We start from the raw sequence: 20,022 nt of genomic DNA on the forward strand, positions 1-20,022 counted from the left end.
AATATGACTGCAATTTGCAATAAAGATCACTTCTATATGCAACAAGCCATTGATTTGGCTAAGCTTGGTCGTTTTACAACAACACCAAATCCTAATGTGGGGTGTGTCATTGTTAAAGATGATCAAATAATTGGCAAAGGTTATCACCAAAAAGCTGGTGAGCCTCATGCCGAAGTTCATGCACTAAAAATGGCTGGTGATGAAGCAATCGGCGCAACTGCTTATGTAACATTAGAACCATGTAGCCATTTTGGTCGAACCCCACCATGTGCTGATGCGCTTATTAAAGCTGGCATTATTCGCGTAGTTATTGCGATGCAAGATCCTAATCCTAATGTTGCAGGTAATGGTATTAAACGCTTAAAAGAAGCAGGAATAGATGTCACCATTGGCGTTTTAACTGAGCAAGCAGAAGCGATTAATAAAGGCTTTTTAAAACGTATGCGGACGGGTTTGCCATATGTACAACTTAAACTCGCCGTCTCATTAGATGGTAAAATTGCCATGGCATCAGGTGAAAGCAAATGGATAACATCAAATAAGGCAAGAGAAGATGTTCAACAGTTCCGAGCTCAAGCAAGCTGTATTTTAAGTACTCGTGCGACTGTGCAAGCTGATAATGCAAGTTTAACAGTTAGATATTATCAGTTACCTGATGAAATAAAAAAAATCTACCTACCAGAAAAAATCCGGCAACCTATTCGTGTAATTCTTGACAGTCAAGATCAGCTAATAGGTACTGAAAATATTTTTAATCAGCCAGGTGAAACATGGATAGTGAGAAAAAAAGATAGCCTTATTGCAAAACAAAATACCAAATTAATCATAGAATCATCTAGTTGTAAACAAATAAATTTATCTAAATTGTTTGCATTATTAGCCGAAAAACAAATAAATTCGGTTTGGGTTGAAGCTGGTGCTCATCTGGCTGGAGCTCTAATAGAACAAGATTTAGTGGATGAATTAATTATTTATTATGCCCCAAAATTACTTGGTCATAATGCGTTAGATATGTGTATATTGCCAAATCTGCAAAAGCTTTCATTAGCGCCACAATTTGAATTTGAATCGATTGCTATGGTGGGTGATGATTTGCGAGTTATTTTAAAAAGAAAATCACTTGCCACTTTGTAAAATAACTTTTTTCAGTAACATTCAAAACTAAAAATTTAATAGTAAGTTAGCCGGTATGTATCAAATAACAAGATTCGCCACACTTGATATCGATCTTTTTTTTAATTTAGATGAGTATCGTATTATCGAAGACTTCGGTTATGCTGATATTTCAGGAATAGGAAAAGTCTGTGGTTATCAAATTCTCTTTTTTTATATTTCGGATAATGTTGAGGCATTATCAATTGATGAAGTTATAGACAACACTTTCTTATGTGATAAAGCAAATCAAATTTTAGATTTTCTTGGTTTTGACTTTAAAATAGGTAAGCCGTTTGAGTTAACCAATCAGTTTAATCATAATTATAGATTTAAAGATCATATCTATGAAGATCACATGCGTTATTATTATGTTTTCGATAACATTTTGATTACTTTAGGTATTAATTTGGAAGGGATTTTGGTTTCATTTGAAATGGTTAACAATCAATGTATTATCAATAATCGCCTTGAAATTTTTAGATCTTAGCATTGTCTTTAAATTTTACTTAAAACATAAAGTCGCTAGCCACTGTTAGTCACTTTCAAGAGATCGTGTAAAATCCCATGAGTATAAATGAGGTTACTCATGGGATTATTAATACTAACTACCTTGAAGAATTGCTAATAAATCCCCCGGAGTTTTAACTGCGTGAATTCTTGTTAGTGTATCTTCAGCAATCACTGCTCGGGTTAGTTGACGTAAAATATTTAAATGTTCATTGGCTTTTGCTGCAATACCAATGACAACATAAGCTATATTATTATCTTCGTCCCAATTAATTCCTTCAGGATAATATATGATTTTAACACCAGTTTGGATAACACTATCACGTTTTTCTGTTGTGCCGTGTGGAATGTCGATTCCGTTACCTAAAAAAGTTGAAATTTGTTTATCACGATCAAACATTGCTTGGGTATAGTCGTCTTTGACTAAATTAGCTTGGATCATCTTTTCTGATACGTCTTTAATTGCTTCTTTTTTAGAATAGGATCCAGTTACGATTGAAATATCATGTACTGTCAAATTTAATGTGCTCATTTCTATTCCTTAATAAATTGAATATACCGAAATAAATCGGTATATTTCTTGATTGATTAAATTGATTTTTTGGCAGCTAATTGTCGATTTTGATCAATACGTATTAAACCTAATAAAATAGCGCCAACTAATGATCCTATGAAGATACAGCCTACCCATAAAAATGGTTTATTAACCAATGGCAGAACTAAAAAACCTCCATGTGGTGCTGGCACTTGAATTTGACATATGAATGTTAACACCGATGCAATTGCAGAAGATAGCATCATAATTGGAATTACTCGCAAAGGATCCTTAGCCGCAAATGGGATTGCACCTTCTGTAATATGTGTCGAACCTAAAACATAGTTAACAAGTCCAGCAGCACGTTCTTCTTCTGTGAAAGCTTTGCTGCGGAAAATAGTGGTAGAGAATGCAATAACAAAGGGTGGTACTATACAAGCAGCAGACACACCAGCCATGAAATAGAAATTTCCTTCACCTAACAATATAGTGCCAGTAACATACGCTGCTTTATTAACAGGACCACCAAAGTCAAACGAACACATTGCTCCAATAACAATACCGAGTAAAACAGGGTTTGCAGATTGTAATGATTCAAGGAAAGATTTCATTCCATTATTAATACTTGCAATTGGACCACCAAGTAAAAACATACCTGCACCGATAACAAATACACCAATTAATGGCATAATAAAAATCGATTTAAGTCCTTCAAATGAACGAGGTAATCTGTCTAACATTTTTTTTGTAAAAAACATTAAATAGCCTGCTGCAAAGCCAGCTATAATTCCGCCTAAGAATCCTGCACCGGTAATATTGGCAATTAAGCCACCAACAAAACCAGCCACCATGCCAGGTTTTCCGCCTATTGAATAGGCAATAAATCCAGTAAAGATTGGTACCATTATGCCAAATGCTTGCCCACCTATTTTCATTAACAATGCAGCAAATTCATTATATTGGTCATTATTAGGGTCGGCTGAATAGATTCCCCATAAAAATGATAAAGCAATTAGTACCCCACCAGCGACAACAAATGGTAGCATGTTTGACACACCACTCATTAAGTGTTTATAGATTTGGCGTCCAATCGATTCTTTTGCTTCTACTTGGTTTGATAAAACCGTATTATTAGTGCTATTTTGTGCGCCTTTACGAAAAGGAACTGTACCTGACATAATTTTTTCGATTAGTGCTGCAGCCTTATGGATACCGTCTTTAACCGGTACTTCAATCACGGGTAAACCATTAAAGCGATCTGGATTGACATCTTTATCTGCTGCAATAATAACGCCAATTGCATTGACAATATCAGCATCAGTAATGGCGTTATCAATACCACCAGCACCATTGGTTTCCACTTTTATTTCGATTCCAGCCTTTTGGGCCGCTGATTTTAAAGCCTCTTCAGCCATATAAGTATGCGCAATACCGGTTGGGCAGCCTGTAACGGCTAATATTTTTTTCATAACAATCCCCCTTACTTGATTTGGGTAACTTCAAGTTGATCCATATAAATATTGATTTTATTTAGTAAACCTAATCCATCTGACTCTGCAACGTTAGCGCCTGTTGCTGAAGCTTTTTTCATTGCTTTTTCAATATGTTGTTGATCCGGTAGCCATTCACTAACAAAGGCTGCTAGTGATGCATCACCTGCACAAGCGGAGCTAATTAATTTGATTTTTACAGAATTACAAAACCAAATATTTGTCCCATTAGAAAAGTAAAGCCCTTTAGCTCCCATGGTTAATAAAATATTTCTCGCTCCTTGTGCATGAATATTTTCTAATGCAGCAATGACTTGTGGTTTTGTTTTCGTTTCAAAGCCAAAAATCTCTTTTACTTCATCATCATTAGGTTTAATTAATAGTGGTTTATAGGAGAGTAAATCACTTAATTTTGGGTGACTAATATCAAGGATAACTTGAATATTTTTTTTGTTGCATAAATTTAAAATAGCCTCGTAATATTCAGATTCAATATTATTTGGCAAGCTACCACTGATGACTAAATAACTATTGTTAACCAGTGATTCAATAATAGTTAGCATTTCTGTTTTTTTATCATTAGGTATAAACGGACCTTTGCTGACTAATTTATATTCGTTTTCATTATCACTGATAAAAACATTAATACGCGTGATATCATCAATAAAACAGGGTTTTGTCTTGACCTGTATTTTCGTTAGTTCATCAATAATATATTTACCAGAAAATCCACCAAAGAATCCTAATGCACAAGTAGGGCTATCAAATTTATGCAATACGATTGAAACATTGACTCCTTTGCCATTCGGGCTATATTCAGTATGAGAGGTTCGATTAACTGTATTAGGATTAAGCCCTTGGCAATGAATATTCATATCGATTGCAGTGTTAAGTGTTAATGTATGGATCATCATCTTGGCCTCTATAATTTGCCTGCACATCCACATGTTGTAATAATTTTTTTGACAATATCTTTCATTGCTGCTTTTGCCGGTTTCATATAATGGCGGGGATCATTGGCATCGGGATGTTCAATCAAATATTGTTTTAAGGCATCTGAAAATGCAATTTTTAATTCCGTTGCAACATTTACTTTACAAATTCCACGCTTAATACACTCACGCACGTCTTTTTCTGGAACACCTGAAGCGCCATGTAATACGAGAGGAATATCAACCATTGAACGAATTTCTGATAGGCGATCAAAATCCAGTTTGGGTTCTGATTTATAAAGGCCATGTGCTGTACCAATGGCGATAGCGAGGGAGTCAATTCCTGTTTTTTCAATAAAATCTACAGCTTGTTTTGGATTGGTATATAAAGCATCTTTATCACTAACGATTAAATCATCTTCAACGCCACCAAGGCGACCTAATTCAGCTTCAACACTAACATCGTAACGGTGAGCATATTTAACTACTTGTTTGACAATAGCGATATTTTCCTCATATGGAAAATGGGAGCCATCAATCATTACCGATCTTACTCCTGCATTAATTTTATTGATGATGTCGTTATATTCTTCGTGATGATCTAAATGAACAGCTAATGGAATATTATGTTTTTTTGACAAAGCATTTGCTATAGCAAGTATATTTTCTGTTTCTGCATAACTGTATGTGCCAGGTGTACCAGCCAAAATAACGGGAGATTGTAATTGTGTTGCTGTTTCAACAACGACCTGCATAGTTTCTAAGTTATGGATATTAAAGGCAGGCACAGCATAATGTTCTTTTTGAGCCTTTTTTAACATGTTATTACTTGAAATAATAGTCATATAACTTCTCCTTAATAATCTAATTCACTTTGTATTATGTTAATAACTTTTGTTTTGAAAATTATTTTCATTAATTATGATTTCAAAACGAAAGTTGCGCTAGTAATAATCGCGTGAGTTAGATCACAAAAATTAACATTACTTTTAAAACGAAATAAAAAAGATTGATAAATTTTCGTTTTGATAGTTAACATGTATATGTGAAACGCTGTGGGATAAAAAATGCTAATTATTAATGGTATGATTTATAAGATAAAATTCTAATCATAGTTTGATGTTGACCTAATATATGATTAATTCTATTATCACTATCCTTAATTTTTATCTATGGCGTAGGAAATAAAATTGGCTAGAGCATCTTCAGGTTTATTAAAACGACGATTACAAATTGCAGAAATTGTACGTAAGCAAGGTGAAGTTAAAGTTGATGAATTATCTGAATTGCTTCAGGTCTCAAATGTAACTATTCGTCAGGATTTAACTTATTTAGAGCAGCAAGGATATTTAAAGCGTTCTTTTGGTGGTGCAATTTATGTTACTCCTGAAGGAGTGTTTAATCAGGTAAGTACCATCACCGCAAATTATGTACAAAGCATTAGTAATAGCCATGATATTGAATTAGTCAAAACCTGTTTAAGTTATATTAATGATGGCGATACATTGTTTTTAAGCCATGGAAATTTGATAAGAAAGTTGATTCCGTTTTTGCATTGCAAAAAATCATTAATACTTATTATGAATGACATTAGCAATGCACAATTAGCGAAAGAGTTTACCGATGCTGAAGTAGTGCTTGTAGGTGGAGCCATACTGGAAGGGAATCTTTTGTTGGATAACAAAATGATCAATTTTATTTTGAACCAATTTTCTATATCGCATTTTGTTATCGAATTAAGTTCAATCAACACTGATAATCAATTGATTATTGAAAGTTTAGAACAGGTTAAAACTTATCAACAAATAATGAAAAAAGCAGCACATACAATTGGCATATTACCACAACGTACTATTCATAATAATGATAATAGTATTGGAAGTTTAGTTGATATTGATATGGCGATTTTATCAAGATCTGCTGTAACCGAGTATCATCAACAATTATTAGATGCTAATTTTGAGCAGCTTATTTCAAATAAATATTGTGTAACTTATCAAAATAAATTGGAGACATAATATGCGTTTTAAAATCTGCACGATAGGCGAACTGCTAGTTGAGTTTTTAGCAAAAGAACAAAATCAGCGTTTCGATCAAGCTGGGGAGTTTATCGGCCCTTTTGTTAGTGGCGCCCCTGCAATATTTGCAGATCAAGTTGCAAAATTAGGTTTTCCTGTTGTTTTTTTTAGTTGTGTAGGGAAAGATATTTTTGGAAAAATGTGCATCCATCGTCTTAACAGTGATGGTGTCATTATTGATGGTATTACTCCACATAATAAGGCCAATACAGGTAGTGCGTTTGTTACTTATAAAGCTTCTAGTGAAAGAGATTTTATTTTTAACATTCCAAATAGTGCATGTGGTTTACTTTCGTTTAACCATATTAATGAAAACTTATTAAGAGATTGTACTCATTTGCATGTAATGGGATCATCGCTTTATTCGTTTCGGGTAATTGATGCCATTAGAAAAGCATTGGATATTATCAAAAGTAAAGGTGGTACAATTTCATTTGATCCTAATCTACGCAAAGAGATGTTTGATATACCCGAAATGGAGCAATCTTTCGATTATATTATGGAATATACCGATATATTTTTACCAAGTGAAAGCGAAGTTAGCTATTTTGCTAACGATAATAATGAAAATGAACAACAAACCATGTTTGCACTGCTTAAAAAAGGGGTTAAACATATTGTAGTAAAAGGAGGATCTAAAGGTGCTAATTATTATGGGCTTAATGAACAAGGGTATTTGCAAACGCTGCATGTTGATGGATACAAGGTCAACTCGGTAGATCCAACCGGTGCGGGAGATTGTTTCGGAGCAACATTTGTCAGTTTACTGTTAGCAGGCTACTCGGTTGAACAAGCTTTGCAATATGCGAATGCTAGCGGTGCTTTAGCCGTATCTAAAAAAGGTCCTATGGAAGGAACTTCTACATTAGCTGAATTAAAACATTTCCTTTTTCATACTTCAATAGAGTAGTTATTAAAAGTGATGCGATTATCCGAATTATAGGCAAAAAAAACCCAATAACAAAAGTTATTGGGAAAACATAAGGAATAGGAAAACAATGAAATAATACATTGTCGGAACATATTATGTGCTTTTTTATAAAGAAAGTCTGTAAAGATATCTGAATGATTAATTAAATAGTTCGTATCTATAATGTTAAATAAATGTAAATAATAATATTGATTTATACAAGTGTAAATATTTCAAAATATTATCTATAAGAATATCTCTAATAACGAATTCAAAAATAGCTTCCCCTGCTCAGTTATCAGCCAGTTTTGTTTATCCTCAATTAGATAGTTTTTTTCAATGGCTATTGTTATTTGTTTTTCAACTGAGTTTAAAGGTAAATAAGTCCGTTGTTCAAATTCATGTTTAGGTGTTGGTTCAAAAAGCCTAAAACGATTCATAAAAAATTCAAAAGGTAATTCCTCTTTTGGAACTGTATAATATTTATCTAAATAACGCCCCTCTAAATACCCTTTTGGGTGACGAGTTTTTATAGTGCGAATAATTTTCCCATCAGGTTGCGTTAATTTACCATGAGCGCCACATCCAATGCCTAAATAGTCTCCAAATCGCCAATAATTTAAATTATGTTGGCATTGTAATCCTTCTTTAGCATAAGCTGAAGTTTCATATTGTTGGTAACCATTTTCAGTTAATAATTGATGACCTTGTTGATAAATTTCCCAAAGTTTATCATCATCGGGTAAAACAGGTGGTTTTGAACCAAATAGTGTATTTGGCTCAATGGTTAATTGATACCAAGATAAATGCGGCGGTGCAATAGTAATGGCTTGTTTTAGGTCATATAGGGCATCATCAATACTTTGATTTGGCAAACCATGCATTAAATCTAAATTAAAACTTCTTAAATTTAATGTTTTGGCAATTTTTCCGGCGGTGATGGCCTCTTTGGGATCGTGTATCCGTCCTAATTTAACAAGTTTATCGGCCTGAAAACTTTGCACACCAATTGATATTCGGTTTATACCCGCTTGCTGATAGCCAGTAAATCTTTCTATATCAACAGAATTTGGATTAGCTTCAATAGTGATTTCAGCATCTTTATTTATCGGTATTATTTTATTTATATTTGATAATAATTTATCAATCAACTCGGCTGAAAATAGACTAGGCGTACCTCCGCCGATAAAGATCGAATGAATTGAGCGATTTGAACAGAAAATAGTATCGTGTTGTAGATCTTTAAGCAAATGTTCTACATAAGACTCGTAATTTGGCGTTTTTTTTATGGTATGTGAATTAAAATCGCAATAGGGACATTTTTGTACGCACCATGGCATATGAATATATAAACTTAATGGGATTTTATACATAAACGTAGTGTTACCTGAAACTTTTTGACAAAAACAATTAGAGTGTTGTTTCACTATTTATAGTGTTTTATTTTACTCTAATTCTTTAAAAAATGCTTTTGCATCTATTATGTTTTTATTATTAACTTAAGAAGTATACAATTATCAATAAGTTGTTAAATTTATTATTTAGGAGTAAATATGAGTATATATAAAGAGATTTTAGAGAGTAGCTTATCAGGTGTATCCTTAAGCTCATCAATTAAACAATCAATTTATGGTGAACTGCCAATTTTAGTTATTAATCATAAAACTTGTTGTGCTGCTGTTGCATTACAAGGTGCACACTTATTATTTTGGCAACCCTCTACTGAACAAACACCAGTTGTTTGGCTGAGTAACAAAACGAATTTTAAAAAAGCAGTGGCTATTCGAGGCGGAGTGCCTGTATGTTGGCCTTGGTTTGGTCAGTTAGGCAATCCATCTCACGGTTTTGCGCGCATTGTTGAATGGAAATTAGATTCTTGCGAAGAAGATGAAAATGGTGTTGATCTTGTATTATCGCTTACTAATAATCAACAAACAGAATCTTATTGTAACAAACCTTTCTCGGTATCTTTAAATCTTCATCTAGGTAAAACTTGTGAAGTTTCTTTAAGCTGCTCAGCGGACTTTGATGTAACTAGTGCTTTACATACCTATTTTGGAGTTGATAATATTGATAGTGTTATAGTCAAAGGTTTAGGTGAAGTTTATCAAGAACGACTTGCTGATGAAAACAAACCGGCGACTGTAGGCGAATTAACTTTTAATCAAGAAGTCGATCGTATTTATACCAATGCAAATAATCAAATCACTGTTACTGATGGCACTCGAACAATTCAATTAACCAATACTAATGTAAGTGATGTTGTTACTTGGAATCCATGGATAAATAAAGCTAAATCAATGGCAGATTTTGGCGATGATGAATATAAATCTATGGTTTGTGTCGAAGCAGGTTGTATCACAAAACCGTTAAAATTATCACCAAATAAAAAATCAACTTATGGTTTTAAAATAGAGCTAATTTAAATATTCGGTTCGCATTATATTATGCAATGAATATTTGCACAGACTTGTAATACGATTAATTGATTGCGTTTAGAGGGATAACACTTTATAATCTCTAACGCTTTTTAAAGTACTAGTTTGATAGTCAATTACTGGGTCGCCTGTAATTGGTTTCTATATTTAAATAATTAAGAGAAATTAATATGTTTACATTCAAAGCTGAAGTTAGAAAAGAGCATGGTAAGGGTGCGAGCCGCCGCCTGCGTCACGCTGGTAAATTCCCAGCCATTATTTATGGTGGAACTGAACCTGCAGTCTCTGTTGTGCTTGATCACAACCAAGTTTTTAATATGCAAGAAAAACCACAATTTTATTCTGAAGTGTTAACTATTGAAGTTGACGGCAAAGCAGTTAAAGTAAAAGTGCAAGCAGTACAACGTCATGCATTTAAACCAAAATTAGTTCATATGGATTTTGTACGCGCATAATTTTCTTATTGGAAAATTACCCAATAACTTGTTTCAAGCAAAAGGTCACCCAGAGGTGGCCTTTTTGTTTTAGAGTAAATAAAGGATAATGCCTATTACTATGATTTATCCTATTAATCGGGTGTACACCAACCATTCAACATAATAGAATAATTACATTATACCATCGTAGGAGAAAACCATGTCTGATATCCCAGCTTGCGATTTAGTTATTTTTGGTGCTAAAGGGGATTTGACAAGACGTAAATTATTACCGTCTTTATATCAATTAGAAAAGTACGGAAAATTACCTGAACAAACAAAGATTTTAGGTGTAGGGCGAGCTGATTGGGATCATGCTGCTTATTGTGAGGTAGCAAAAGAAGCTCTAATCACGTTTATGCTAGAACCGTTAGACGATAATATTTGGCAAAGATTTAGCCAACGATTGGACTTTCATAAACTAGATGTTAATGATAGTGCTGGTTTTGAAGGATTGAAAAATAAACTTGATTCAAATCATCCTGCGATTTTCTACTTTGCAATGCATCCAGGAACTTTTGGGACTATTTGTCAAGGTTTAGCTGTTGCAGGGTTAAATCAATCGCAAAACCGAATTGTGATGGAAAAACCACTTGGAACAGATCTACAATCATCTCGAGAAATCAATAATTCAGTGGCTAAATTCTTTAGTGAATCGCAAGTTTATCGTATTGATCATTATTTAGGTAAAGAATCAGTATTAAACCTATTAGCCTTGCGATTTGCTAATACCGTGTTTGCGTCATTTTGGGATCGTAATTCTATTGATCATGTTGAAATTACGGTAGCTGAACAAGTAGGTATTGAAGGGCGTTGGGGATATTTTGATAAAGCCGGTCAAATGCGTGATATGGTACAAAACCATTTATTACAAATATTAACCATGATTGCCATGTCACCACCAGCCAACCTTAAAGATGATAGCTTACGTAGTGAAAAGATAGCTGTACTCAACGCCTTAAGGCCAATAGATAAAACCAATATTCGTGAGAAAGTAGTTCGAGGGCAATATACAGCAGGTTTTGTTAATGGTGTTAATGTGCCGGGCTATTTAGAAGAAGATGGTGCGAATCAAAAAAGTAATACTGAAACATTTGTGGCAATTCGAGTTGATATTGATAACTGGCGCTGGGCCGGTGTTCCTTTTTATTTACGTACAGGTAAGCGCTTACCAAGTAAATGTTCTGAAGTTGTAGTTTATTTCAAACCATTACCACTTAATTTATTTAGTGAATTTTATCCAAAATTACCACAAAATAAATTGACGATTCGTTTACAACCTGATGAAGGTATGGATATTGAAATTCTGAATAAAGTACCAGGGTTGGATAGTAATCATAATTTACAAACCACTAAACTTGACTTAAGTTTCAGCGAAACTTTTCACCAACAAAGTGCTGATGCTTATGAGCGTTTATTACTTGAAGTTATGCGTGGTCGCCAAGCATTATTTGTTCATCGTGATGAAGTTGAAGCAGCATGGAAATGGGTTGATTCAATTATTAGTGCATGGGAAACAGAAAAAGAACCACCAAAAACTTACCAAGCTGGAACTTGGGGACCGGTCGCATCGGTTGCCTTAATCACTAAAGACGGACACTCATGGCACGAATTTGAATAAAGGAAAAAACTATGTTCACGTTAAATAAATATCAAAATGGTCAGTTACTAATCGAAGATTTAACATCACATATTATCAATGAATTAAAACAGGCGATTGCACAAAAAGGGCATGCATCTATTGCTGTTTCCGGTGGTAAAACACCTATTCCACTGTTTGTTTCACTTAGTCAACAAAACATAGAATGGAGCAGAGTTTTTATTACGTTGGTGGATGATAGATGGGTTGATGATACTGATGATGCTAGTAACCAAAAGTTAGTGAACACCTATTTATTACAAAATAAAGCAAAATTAGCGAATTTTGTTGGTTTAAAAAACAGCTGTGATAATCCATTTGATGGTGCAGAAATGACTAATAAAATGTTGGATAAAATTCCAATGCCATTTGATGTAGTCATTTTAGGTATGGGCGAAGATGGACATACTGCCTCTTTATTCCCAGGCGCTGCTAATTTGGCTACCGGTTTAAATATGAAATCTGGACAAAAAGTTGTTGGTATGACACCTTTAACTGCGCCACTTGAGCGTATTACATTGACACTACCAACAATTTTAAATAGTAAAAATATCTATCTACATTTGGTTGGTGAAAGCAAATTGAATGTGTTAGAACAAGCCGAAAAAGATAACGATGTTAATCAGATGCCGATTCGTGCAGTTTTACAGCAAAACAAAGTTAATGTAACAGGGTTTTGGACCGCATCTTAAATTTCCTTATTTTTGTTTGCCGATGTAAGTCGGCAATGAATTTTTATCAGTTTAGCGGTAAAACCTCGTTCTTTAGGGCGAGGATGTAATGCCTAAACGACTTTGTCGTTTTAATGTTTTAGGTTCGTTGCTGCTCTATATATTGTCTAATAATAGCAATAGGTGCGCCACCACAACTGGCGGCAAAGTAGGATGGAGACCATAAACAGCCGCCCCATAATTTACTTTTAATTTGAGAATGATATTTTTTCTTAATCATTCTACTGGAAACACCTTTTAAACTGTTAACCAGTGAAGATAATGCAATTTTAGGCGGATAATTAACTAACAGGTGAATGTGATCATCCTCACCATCAAACTCGATAAGCCGGGCATCAAAGCCTAAACATACCTTTTCAAATATAGGTTTTAAGTCATCAATCATATTTTTAGTGAAGACATGTCTTCGGTATTTAGTAACAAACACCAATTTAGAAGTCGCATACCGTAATTTTTTTTCGAAAACAATCGGATTTCCCTAAGTTTAAGAAAAAAGGGATTAAGGAAAGCATTCGTTTTCCGCAAGGGACAAAACTAGACGAAAATAATAAGCGTATTTTCATTCCTAAAGTGGGTTATATTCGTTACAGACAAAGTCAATTAATTGTTGGCACAATAAAGAATGTCACAGTCAGTATAGTTTGTGGTAAATGGTTTGTTTCTATTCAGACTGAATATGAACAAGCAAAGCCAATACATCAATCTAATACTGAAATAGGTATTGATATGGGTATTAGCCGTTTTGCAACATTAAGCAATGGAGCTTACTTTGAACCATCAAATATATTCAAACAAAATCAATTAAAACTAAAAAAATTACAGCAACAACTTAGTCATAAGAAAAAATTTAGCCAAAACTGGATAAAGTCCAAACGGAAAGTATCTAAACTACATCATCATATAGCCAATACTAGAAAGGACTACTTACATAAGATTTCAAATGAAATCAGCAAAAGGTAATCACTTGGAACAGGGTAGAAAAGTTAACAGCAAAATCAGGTTTAAATAAATCGATATTAGATCAATCCTGGTATGAATTTAGGCGTCAACTTGAATATAAAAGCTATTGGCGAGGAGGATTTGTATACAGTGTAAGATGCTAAGTATACAAGTCAAACCTGTCCTAATTGTTCCCATGTAGCAAAAGATAATCGAAAAACACAAGCTAACTTTAAATGTGTAAGTTGTGGCTACAAAGAAAATGCCGATGTTGTTGAGGCATTAAATATACTCAGGGTAGGACATACCCGAAGCGTCTGTGAAGTGAACGATGCAATAATGTCGTTAGCAGCTGAAACCCACCGAAACGAGTTAGCCATAAACTAACCGTAGTAGGGATCCCCGTTCTTTAGAGTGGGGAGGATGTCAAATTCAGCACCTTCTTAACTTAAAACCTGTTTATATTATTTTTATTTATATAATCGTACAAATTTGAATTTTCTTTGATATGCATAATGTTTAATATTTCGTTAATATAGGAATTATATTAGCGATCATACTTGCGCGTGATTTCAACTAATATCAAAAATTACTGGGTAATAAAAAATTTAATACAAGATTGCATAAAAATTCATTATCACATTAAATGATATTTTAGTCATTTAATTGAATAAATATTCAATTAAATGTGTGATAACACCTAAAAAAGATAATATAAGTAATGGGGCTTAATTATGGTTTTTGATATTGATTTAATTAAACGTATTTACCAAACTTATCCACAAAAGATTGATCTTATTCGTCAAAAAATAGGAAAACCGTTAACCTTGGCAGAAAAAATTCTTTATACACATCTTGCGGAAGGAGAAGAACTTAAAGCTTATAAACGGGGGGAAGACTATGTTAATTTTTCACCCGATCGTGTTGCCATGCAAGATGCAACTGCACAAATGGCTCTTTTGCAATTAATGAATTCAGGGCGTAATAGAGTTGCCGTGCCCTCGACAGTGCATTGTGATCACCTTATTCAAGCTTATAAAAATGCCCATGATGATTTAATTGCTGCTGAAAATAATAACCAAGAAGTCTATCAGTTTTTACGCGATGTATCGAACAAATATGGTATTGGTTTTTGGAAGCCTGATGCAGGCATTATTCATCAAGTCGTGCTTGAAAATTATGCATTTCCTGGTGGTATGATGATCGGTACAGATTCACACACACCAAATGCAGGTGGACTTTCAATGCTGGCAATTGGTGTTGGTGGTGCCGATGCAGTTGATGTTATGGCAGGTATGCCTTGGGAACTGAAAATGCCAAAAATTATTGGCGTAAAATTGATTGGTAAACTATCAGGTTGGACATCACCCAAAGATGTTATTTTAAAACTGGCAGGCATTTTAACAGTTAAAGGCGGTACCAATTCAGTGATTGAATATTTTGGCGAAGGCACCTCAACTTTATCTGCAACAGGAAAAGCAACGATCTGTAATATGGGAGCAGAAGTTGGAGCTACAACCTCAATATTTCCTTATAGTAAAAAATCAGCGGATTATTTAGCAATGACAGGACGTCAAGATATCGTCGATTTAGCTGATATTTTAACAGACTGCTTCAACCCTGATGAAGCTGTTTTATCACAGCCAAACAAATACTATGATCAAGTAATAGAAATTAATTTATCTGAATTAGAGCCATATGTTAATGGTCCATTTACACCAGATCTAGCATATCCCATTTCACAACTAGCTACAGCTGTTAAAGCACACAATTACCCTGATAATATGGAAGTTGGCTTGATTGGTTCATGTACTAATTCTTCTTATGAAGATATGATGCGTGCTGCTTCTGTGATTGATGACGCAAACCAATTAGGGCTAAAAATAAAGGCAAAACTAATTATCAATCCTGGTTCAAAACAAGTGAAATACACCTCAAAACGAGATGGTATTTTGAGTCGCTTTGAGCAGGCAGGTGCAGTTATTATGGCAAATGCTTGTGGTCCTTGTATTGGTCAATGGCGCCGTGACGAGGTGGCTGATGAACACAAAAATTCGATCGTGACATCCTTCAATCGTAACTTTGCTAAACGCAATGATGGAAGCCCAAATACTTATGCATTTGTATGTTCACCTGAAATAGTAACAGCATTAACTATTGCTGGAAAACTCAGCTTTAACCCATTAACTGATAGCTTAATTAATGATAAAGGACAGGAAGTGAAACTTTCTGAACCAATAGGTGATGAATTACCTAAAAAAGGGTTTGCTGTTGATGATGCGGGTTATATTGCACCGATTGCCGATGGTCGTTCAGTTGAAATTTATATTTCAAATCACTCTGAGCGATTACAACTACTCTCACCATTTTCACCATGGGATGGAAAAGATATTATTTCGCAACCCCTACTTATTAAAGTAACAGGCAAGTGTACAACTGATCATATTTCAATGGCGGGGAAATGGCTAAAATTTCGCGGACATCTAGATAACATTTCTAATAATATGCTCATTGGAGCAGTTAACGCCTTTAATAAAAAAACTAATTCTGTTTTAGATGCTCAAACGGATGAATATGTTGAAGTTCCGAAATTAGCTCGTCAGTTAAAAGCACAAGGATTGGGATCGATTGTTATCGCTGAAGAAAATTATGGCGAAGGATCATCACGAGAACATGCTGCAATGGAACCTCGCTTTTTAAATGTTAAAGCCATAATAGTTAAATCATTTGCTCGAATTCATGAAACAAATCTTAAAAAACAAGGAATGTTAGCTTTAACATTTGTTAATAAAGATGATTATGACAAAATTCGTGAAGATGACAAAATTAGCATTATTGGGTTAACTGATTTTGCGCCAAATAAAAATCTAACACTAGTACTTCACCATCGTGATGGAAGTGGTGACTCTTTTGCTGTAGCGCACACATATAATCAATCTCAAATTGAATGGTTTAAAGCGGGTAGTGCTTTAAATAAGTTGAAAGAAGGATTTAAATAACTAAAAAATAACGGGGGAGGGCAAAATATGAATCAGCAAGTTACAATTGAAAATGGGCGATTAATTGTCCCAAATCGACCAATTATTCCTTTTATTGAAGGTGATGGTGTCGGTAAAGAGATTTGGAAAGCTGCTAGAACGATTTTTGATAAAGCGATTGAAAAAGCTTATCAAGGTCAACGTAGTATTGAATGGCAAGAGGTTTTTGCTGGTGAAAAGTCATACAAATTAAATGGTTCATGGTTACCAGAAGAAACCATGAATGCATTTAAACAATATCTTGTCGGTATCAAAGGACCTCTAACAACGGCCGTTGGTGGAGGATTGCGTTCACTCAATGTTGCTCTTCGCCAAGAATTAGATCTTTATGTTTGCCTTCGTCCTGTTCGTTGGTTCAAAGGAGTTGAATCACCGATAAAACATCCTGAAAAAGTCAGCATAACTATTTTTAGAGAAAATACTGAAGACATTTATGCAGGCATTGAATGGTTACAAGGTACGCCGGAAGCTGAAAAATTTTATCAATTTTTATCACAACAAATGGGTGTTAATAAAGTTCGTTTTCCCAAAACATCCTCATATGGTGTCAAACCTGTTTCCATTGAAGGATCAGAACGATTAATTAGAGCCGCAATTAAATATGCACTCCACCATAAATTACCATCAGTTACCTTAGTGCATAAAGGTAATATTATGAAGTTTACCGAAGGGGGATTTAAACTGTGGGGCTATGCACTAGCCGAGAAAGAATTTGGTGATGCTGTTTTCACCATGAATCAATATATGGAAATCCAAAAAAATGAAGGAAAAGCTGCAGCCCAGCAAGCATTACAGAATGCTAAATCTGCTTCAAAATTAATTATTAACGATGTGATTTGTGATGCTTTTTTACAAAACACATTATTAAAGCCAGAAGATTATTCTGTTGTAGCAACGCTAAACCTTAATGGTGATTATGTTTCAGATCAACTTGCAGCAATGGTTGGGGGGATTGGTATAGCACCAGGCGCAAATATTAACTATATAACAGGGCATGCTATTTTTGAAGCAACACACGGTACAGCACCTGATATTGCAGGAAAAAACCAAGCAAATCCATCATCATTATTACTATCTGGTGTGATGATGTTTGACTATCTCGGTTGGTATGAAGTTGGAGAATTGATTACCCAAGCAATGCAAAAGCTATTCCAAGAAGGCAAAGCGACTATCGATTTAGCTAGGTTTATGCAAAATGGAACACCGCTATCAACTACTGAATTTACTCAAGCAGTAATCGATAATTTATAACACAAGAGGTAATGATAAATGAAAGAAAAATTTTTAGTTTATAAATTATCAGAAACGATTAAAAACACGAGTAAAATTGAAACAAAACTATTTGAAACTTTCAGTGTAAAACGTGGATTGCGTAATGCAGATCATACTGGCGTGTTAGTTGGATTAACTAAAATTGGCGATGTGTTAGGTTATCAATATTTAGATGGTGGTACATTAAAACCGATCCATGGTAAATTGTTATATCGAGGCATCGATATTAAAGATCTTGTGCATAATGCACAAAAAGAACAACGTACAGGATTTGAAGAAACTATTTATCTACTGTTATCTGGTTACTTACCAGATGCCGAAGAATTATACGACTTTTCAAGGTTACTTGGTGAATCGATGGCACTGGAAAAGCAAACTAAAATTGCCATCATGGAACTTGAAGGCCATGATGTGATGAATATCTTAGCCAGAACAGTCCTTGAAATGTACACTTATGATTCTAAAGCAGATGATACATCTCGCGATAATTTAATGCGTCAATCAATAGACCTCATTGCAAAATTTCCAGCCATTATTGCCTATGCTTATAATATGTTAAGTCACAGTGCTAAAGGAAAATCATTACATATCCGCCATCCGCATGAGGATTTTTCCATTGCCGAAAACTTCTTATACATGATGAAAGGATCGGGGGGATATACTGATCTTGATGTGCGAGTGCTTGATTTAGCTATGATCATCCATGCAGAACATGGAGGTGGAAATAACTCAACATTTACAGTGCGAGTGACCAGCTCTACCGGTACCGATACTTACTCATCTATTGCAGCAGGTATTGGATCGCTAAAAGGACCATTGCATGGTGGTGCTAATTTACAAGTAGGTAAAATGCTTAAACACTTAGCCAAAGAAATTAAAAATTGGACCGACGTAAATGAAATTGATGCCTATTTGCAACGTATTTTAAATAAAGATGCATTTGACAAAAAAGGTCTAATTTATGGTATTGGGCATGCGGTATACACAGTATCTGATCCAAGAGCAGTATTACTAAAAGAAATGGCTCATGAACTAGCAAAAGAAAAAGGCCGAGAAGATGAGTATAATTTCTTAAACTTGCTTGAAGAACGGGCCATTAACGCCATTTTAAATCGAAAAAATGCCAAAACAAAAAAACAAGTTTGCGCCAATGTTGATTTCTATTCAGGCTTTGTTTATGACATGATTGGCTTACCAAAAGAAGTTTATACGCCATTATTTGCTATGTCTCGTATTGTTGGATGGTGTGCTCATCGAATTGAAGAACTCAATTTTGATGATCGCCGAATTATTCGCCCTGCTTATAAAAATATCGGTGAAATTATGCCATTTATCCCTTTAAAAGATCGTTAAACCAAACACCCGCCAGTATTATGCTGGCGGCATCAACAAAATTAAGTTTATTAAAAAAGCATGGTTATTTAAAGTAATAGTTTGTAGACTATACTTCATTATCAGTTTTAGGCTGTATACTTTGTATATAATTTGAATATGAATCTTTTAAAATCTTTAGCTACTGTTAGTTCAATGACGATGGTGTCTCGTGTATTAGGTTTTGTGCGTGACGGAATGGCAACACATTTTCAAACAAAAAAATTAAGGGGTAAGTGTTTTTTAAATTCAACGGGAGGCAAGTAGCCTAACGAAGAATGTAATCGTTTATGATTATACCAATAAGCATAAGCCGAAAAAGCGCGTTGTAACTCAGCCGTTGAGTTGAAACGTTGGCCTTTTACAAATTCCGTTTTAATTGTTTTAAATGTCGCTTCCGCTACCGCATTGTCATATGGACACCCTTTCTTGCTTAATGAATGCGTGATATTAAATGTCTTAAAACAATCCGCTAATAACCGATTATCAAACTCTTTACCGCGGTCTGAAT

General features: G+C 34.4%; 19 protein-coding genes and 1 pseudogene. 13 read left to right on the top strand and 7 right to left on the bottom strand.

The annotated features are described in order from the left end of the window. The first annotated feature begins 3 nt into the window (after positions 1-3). Positions 4-1,134, top strand: a complete 1,131-nt coding sequence (gene ribD / locus GA0061080_RS08025; RefSeq protein WP_091123838.1) for a bifunctional diaminohydroxyphosphoribosylaminopyrimidine deaminase/5-amino-6-(5-phosphoribosylamino)uracil reductase RibD — start codon at positions 4-6, stop codon at positions 1,132-1,134. Between the two features lie 55 nt (positions 1,135-1,189). Further along, the gene (locus GA0061080_RS08030) at positions 1,190-1,642 is read left to right on the top strand and encodes a hypothetical protein (protein WP_091123841.1); all 453 of its coding nucleotides are present in this window, start codon (positions 1,190-1,192) and stop codon (positions 1,640-1,642) included. 114 nt (positions 1,643-1,756) lie between these two features. Here the strand turns inward: GA0061080_RS08030 and GA0061080_RS08035 are convergent, their stop codons facing one another. The 4 genes from GA0061080_RS08035 to GA0061080_RS08050 are packed head-to-tail and all read right to left on the bottom strand — an operon-like array spanning position 1,757 to position 5,464. Continuing rightward, the gene (locus GA0061080_RS08035) at positions 1,757-2,194 is read right to left on the bottom strand and encodes a PTS mannitol transporter subunit IIA (protein ID WP_091123845.1); all 438 of its coding nucleotides are present in this window, start codon (positions 2,192-2,194) and stop codon (positions 1,757-1,759) included. 56 nt (positions 2,195-2,250) lie between these two features. Further along, on the bottom strand, positions 2,251-3,666 hold the full coding sequence (locus GA0061080_RS08040; RefSeq protein WP_091123848.1) for a PTS fructose transporter subunit IIC: 1,416 nt from the start codon (positions 3,664-3,666) through the stop codon (positions 2,251-2,253). Positions 3,667-3,677: 11 nt separating this feature from the next. Beyond that, on the bottom strand, positions 3,678-4,598 hold the full coding sequence (pfkB, locus tag GA0061080_RS08045) for a 1-phosphofructokinase (RefSeq protein WP_091123885.1): 921 nt from the start codon (positions 4,596-4,598) through the stop codon (positions 3,678-3,680). 11 nt (positions 4,599-4,609) lie between these two features. Next, on the bottom strand, positions 4,610-5,464 hold the full coding sequence (locus GA0061080_RS08050) for a tagatose bisphosphate family class II aldolase (protein WP_091123852.1): 855 nt from the start codon (positions 5,462-5,464) through the stop codon (positions 4,610-4,612). Between the two features lie 345 nt (positions 5,465-5,809). Between GA0061080_RS08050 and GA0061080_RS08055 the strand changes: the two genes are divergently transcribed. Together GA0061080_RS08055 and GA0061080_RS08060 are read left to right on the top strand one after the other, a co-directional pair. Further along, complete coding sequence (locus GA0061080_RS08055) at positions 5,810-6,637, top strand: DeoR/GlpR family DNA-binding transcription regulator (protein ID WP_091123855.1); 828 nt, start codon at positions 5,810-5,812, stop codon at positions 6,635-6,637. A gap of 1 nt (position 6,638) precedes the next feature. Next, entirely contained in the window at positions 6,639-7,607 is a 969-nt protein-coding gene (locus tag GA0061080_RS08060; protein ID WP_091123858.1) for a sugar kinase, read from the top strand. A 245-nt stretch (positions 7,608-7,852) separates the two neighbouring features. Here the strand turns inward: GA0061080_RS08060 and hemW are convergent, their stop codons facing one another. Beyond that, positions 7,853-8,980 (bottom strand): radical SAM family heme chaperone HemW, encoded by a 1,128-nt coding sequence (hemW, locus tag GA0061080_RS08065; RefSeq protein ID WP_091123860.1) that lies wholly within the window; start codon positions 8,978-8,980, stop codon positions 7,853-7,855. A gap of 180 nt (positions 8,981-9,160) precedes the next feature. Between hemW and GA0061080_RS08070 the strand changes: the two genes are divergently transcribed. The 4 genes from GA0061080_RS08070 to pgl all read left to right on the top strand — a co-directional run bounded on the left by GA0061080_RS08070 (position 9,161) and on the right by pgl (position 12,852). After that, complete coding sequence (locus tag GA0061080_RS08070; RefSeq protein WP_091123862.1) at positions 9,161-10,033, top strand: D-hexose-6-phosphate mutarotase; 873 nt, start codon at positions 9,161-9,163, stop codon at positions 10,031-10,033. 182 nt (positions 10,034-10,215) lie between these two features. Then, on the top strand, positions 10,216-10,500 hold the full coding sequence (rplY, locus tag GA0061080_RS08075) for a 50S ribosomal protein L25 (RefSeq protein WP_091123864.1): 285 nt from the start codon (positions 10,216-10,218) through the stop codon (positions 10,498-10,500). Positions 10,501-10,681: 181 nt separating this feature from the next. Beyond that, complete coding sequence (gene zwf / locus GA0061080_RS08080; RefSeq protein ID WP_091123865.1) at positions 10,682-12,142, top strand: glucose-6-phosphate dehydrogenase; 1,461 nt, start codon at positions 10,682-10,684, stop codon at positions 12,140-12,142. A gap of 11 nt (positions 12,143-12,153) precedes the next feature. Beyond that, entirely contained in the window at positions 12,154-12,852 is a 699-nt protein-coding gene (gene pgl, locus GA0061080_RS08085; protein WP_091123867.1) for a 6-phosphogluconolactonase, read from the top strand. Positions 12,853-12,970: 118 nt separating this feature from the next. Here the strand turns inward: pgl and tnpA are convergent, their stop codons facing one another. Next, positions 12,971-13,360 carry an IS200/IS605 family transposase gene (gene tnpA / locus GA0061080_RS08090; RefSeq protein ID WP_091123869.1) on the bottom strand — a complete coding sequence of 130 codons (390 nt, stop codon included), beginning with the start codon at positions 13,358-13,360 and terminating at the stop codon, positions 12,971-12,973. A gap of 41 nt (positions 13,361-13,401) precedes the next feature. Here tnpA and GA0061080_RS08095 point away from each other — a divergent pair, with 41 nt between their 5' ends. The 5 genes and pseudogenes from GA0061080_RS08095 to GA0061080_RS08115 all read left to right on the top strand — a co-directional run bounded on the left by GA0061080_RS08095 (position 13,402) and on the right by GA0061080_RS08115 (position 19,493). Further along, the gene (locus GA0061080_RS08095; RefSeq protein ID WP_245174465.1) at positions 13,402-13,851 is read left to right on the top strand and encodes an RNA-guided endonuclease InsQ/TnpB family protein; all 450 of its coding nucleotides are present in this window, start codon (positions 13,402-13,404) and stop codon (positions 13,849-13,851) included. A gap of 189 nt (positions 13,852-14,040) precedes the next feature. After that, positions 14,041-14,217 (top strand): annotated as a pseudogene (locus GA0061080_RS13145) (RNA-guided endonuclease InsQ/TnpB family protein); the annotation flags it as partial. Positions 14,218-14,564: 347 nt separating this feature from the next. Beyond that, positions 14,565-16,829 carry an aconitate hydratase gene (locus GA0061080_RS08105; RefSeq protein WP_091123873.1) on the top strand — a complete coding sequence of 755 codons (2,265 nt, stop codon included), beginning with the start codon at positions 14,565-14,567 and terminating at the stop codon, positions 16,827-16,829. 27 nt (positions 16,830-16,856) lie between these two features. Then, positions 16,857-18,119, top strand: coding sequence for an NADP-dependent isocitrate dehydrogenase (gene icd, locus GA0061080_RS08110; RefSeq protein WP_091123876.1), 1,263 nt, complete (start codon positions 16,857-16,859; stop codon positions 18,117-18,119). 18 nt (positions 18,120-18,137) lie between these two features. Continuing rightward, positions 18,138-19,493: a citrate synthase gene (locus tag GA0061080_RS08115; protein WP_091123878.1), complete on the top strand. Its 1,356-nt coding sequence runs from the start codon at positions 18,138-18,140 to the stop codon at positions 19,491-19,493. Positions 19,494-19,723: 230 nt separating this feature from the next. On the opposite strand, the gene GA0061080_RS08120 is transcribed toward GA0061080_RS08115, so the two are convergent. Further along, on the bottom strand, positions 19,724-20,022 hold a 299-nt coding region (locus GA0061080_RS08120), incomplete at its 5' end, for an integrase core domain-containing protein (RefSeq protein ID WP_141683120.1).

The sequence above is a fragment of the Gilliamella intestini genome (genome assembly GCF_900094935.1).
GTDB lineage: Bacteria > Pseudomonadota > Gammaproteobacteria > Enterobacterales > Orbaceae > Gilliamella > Gilliamella intestini.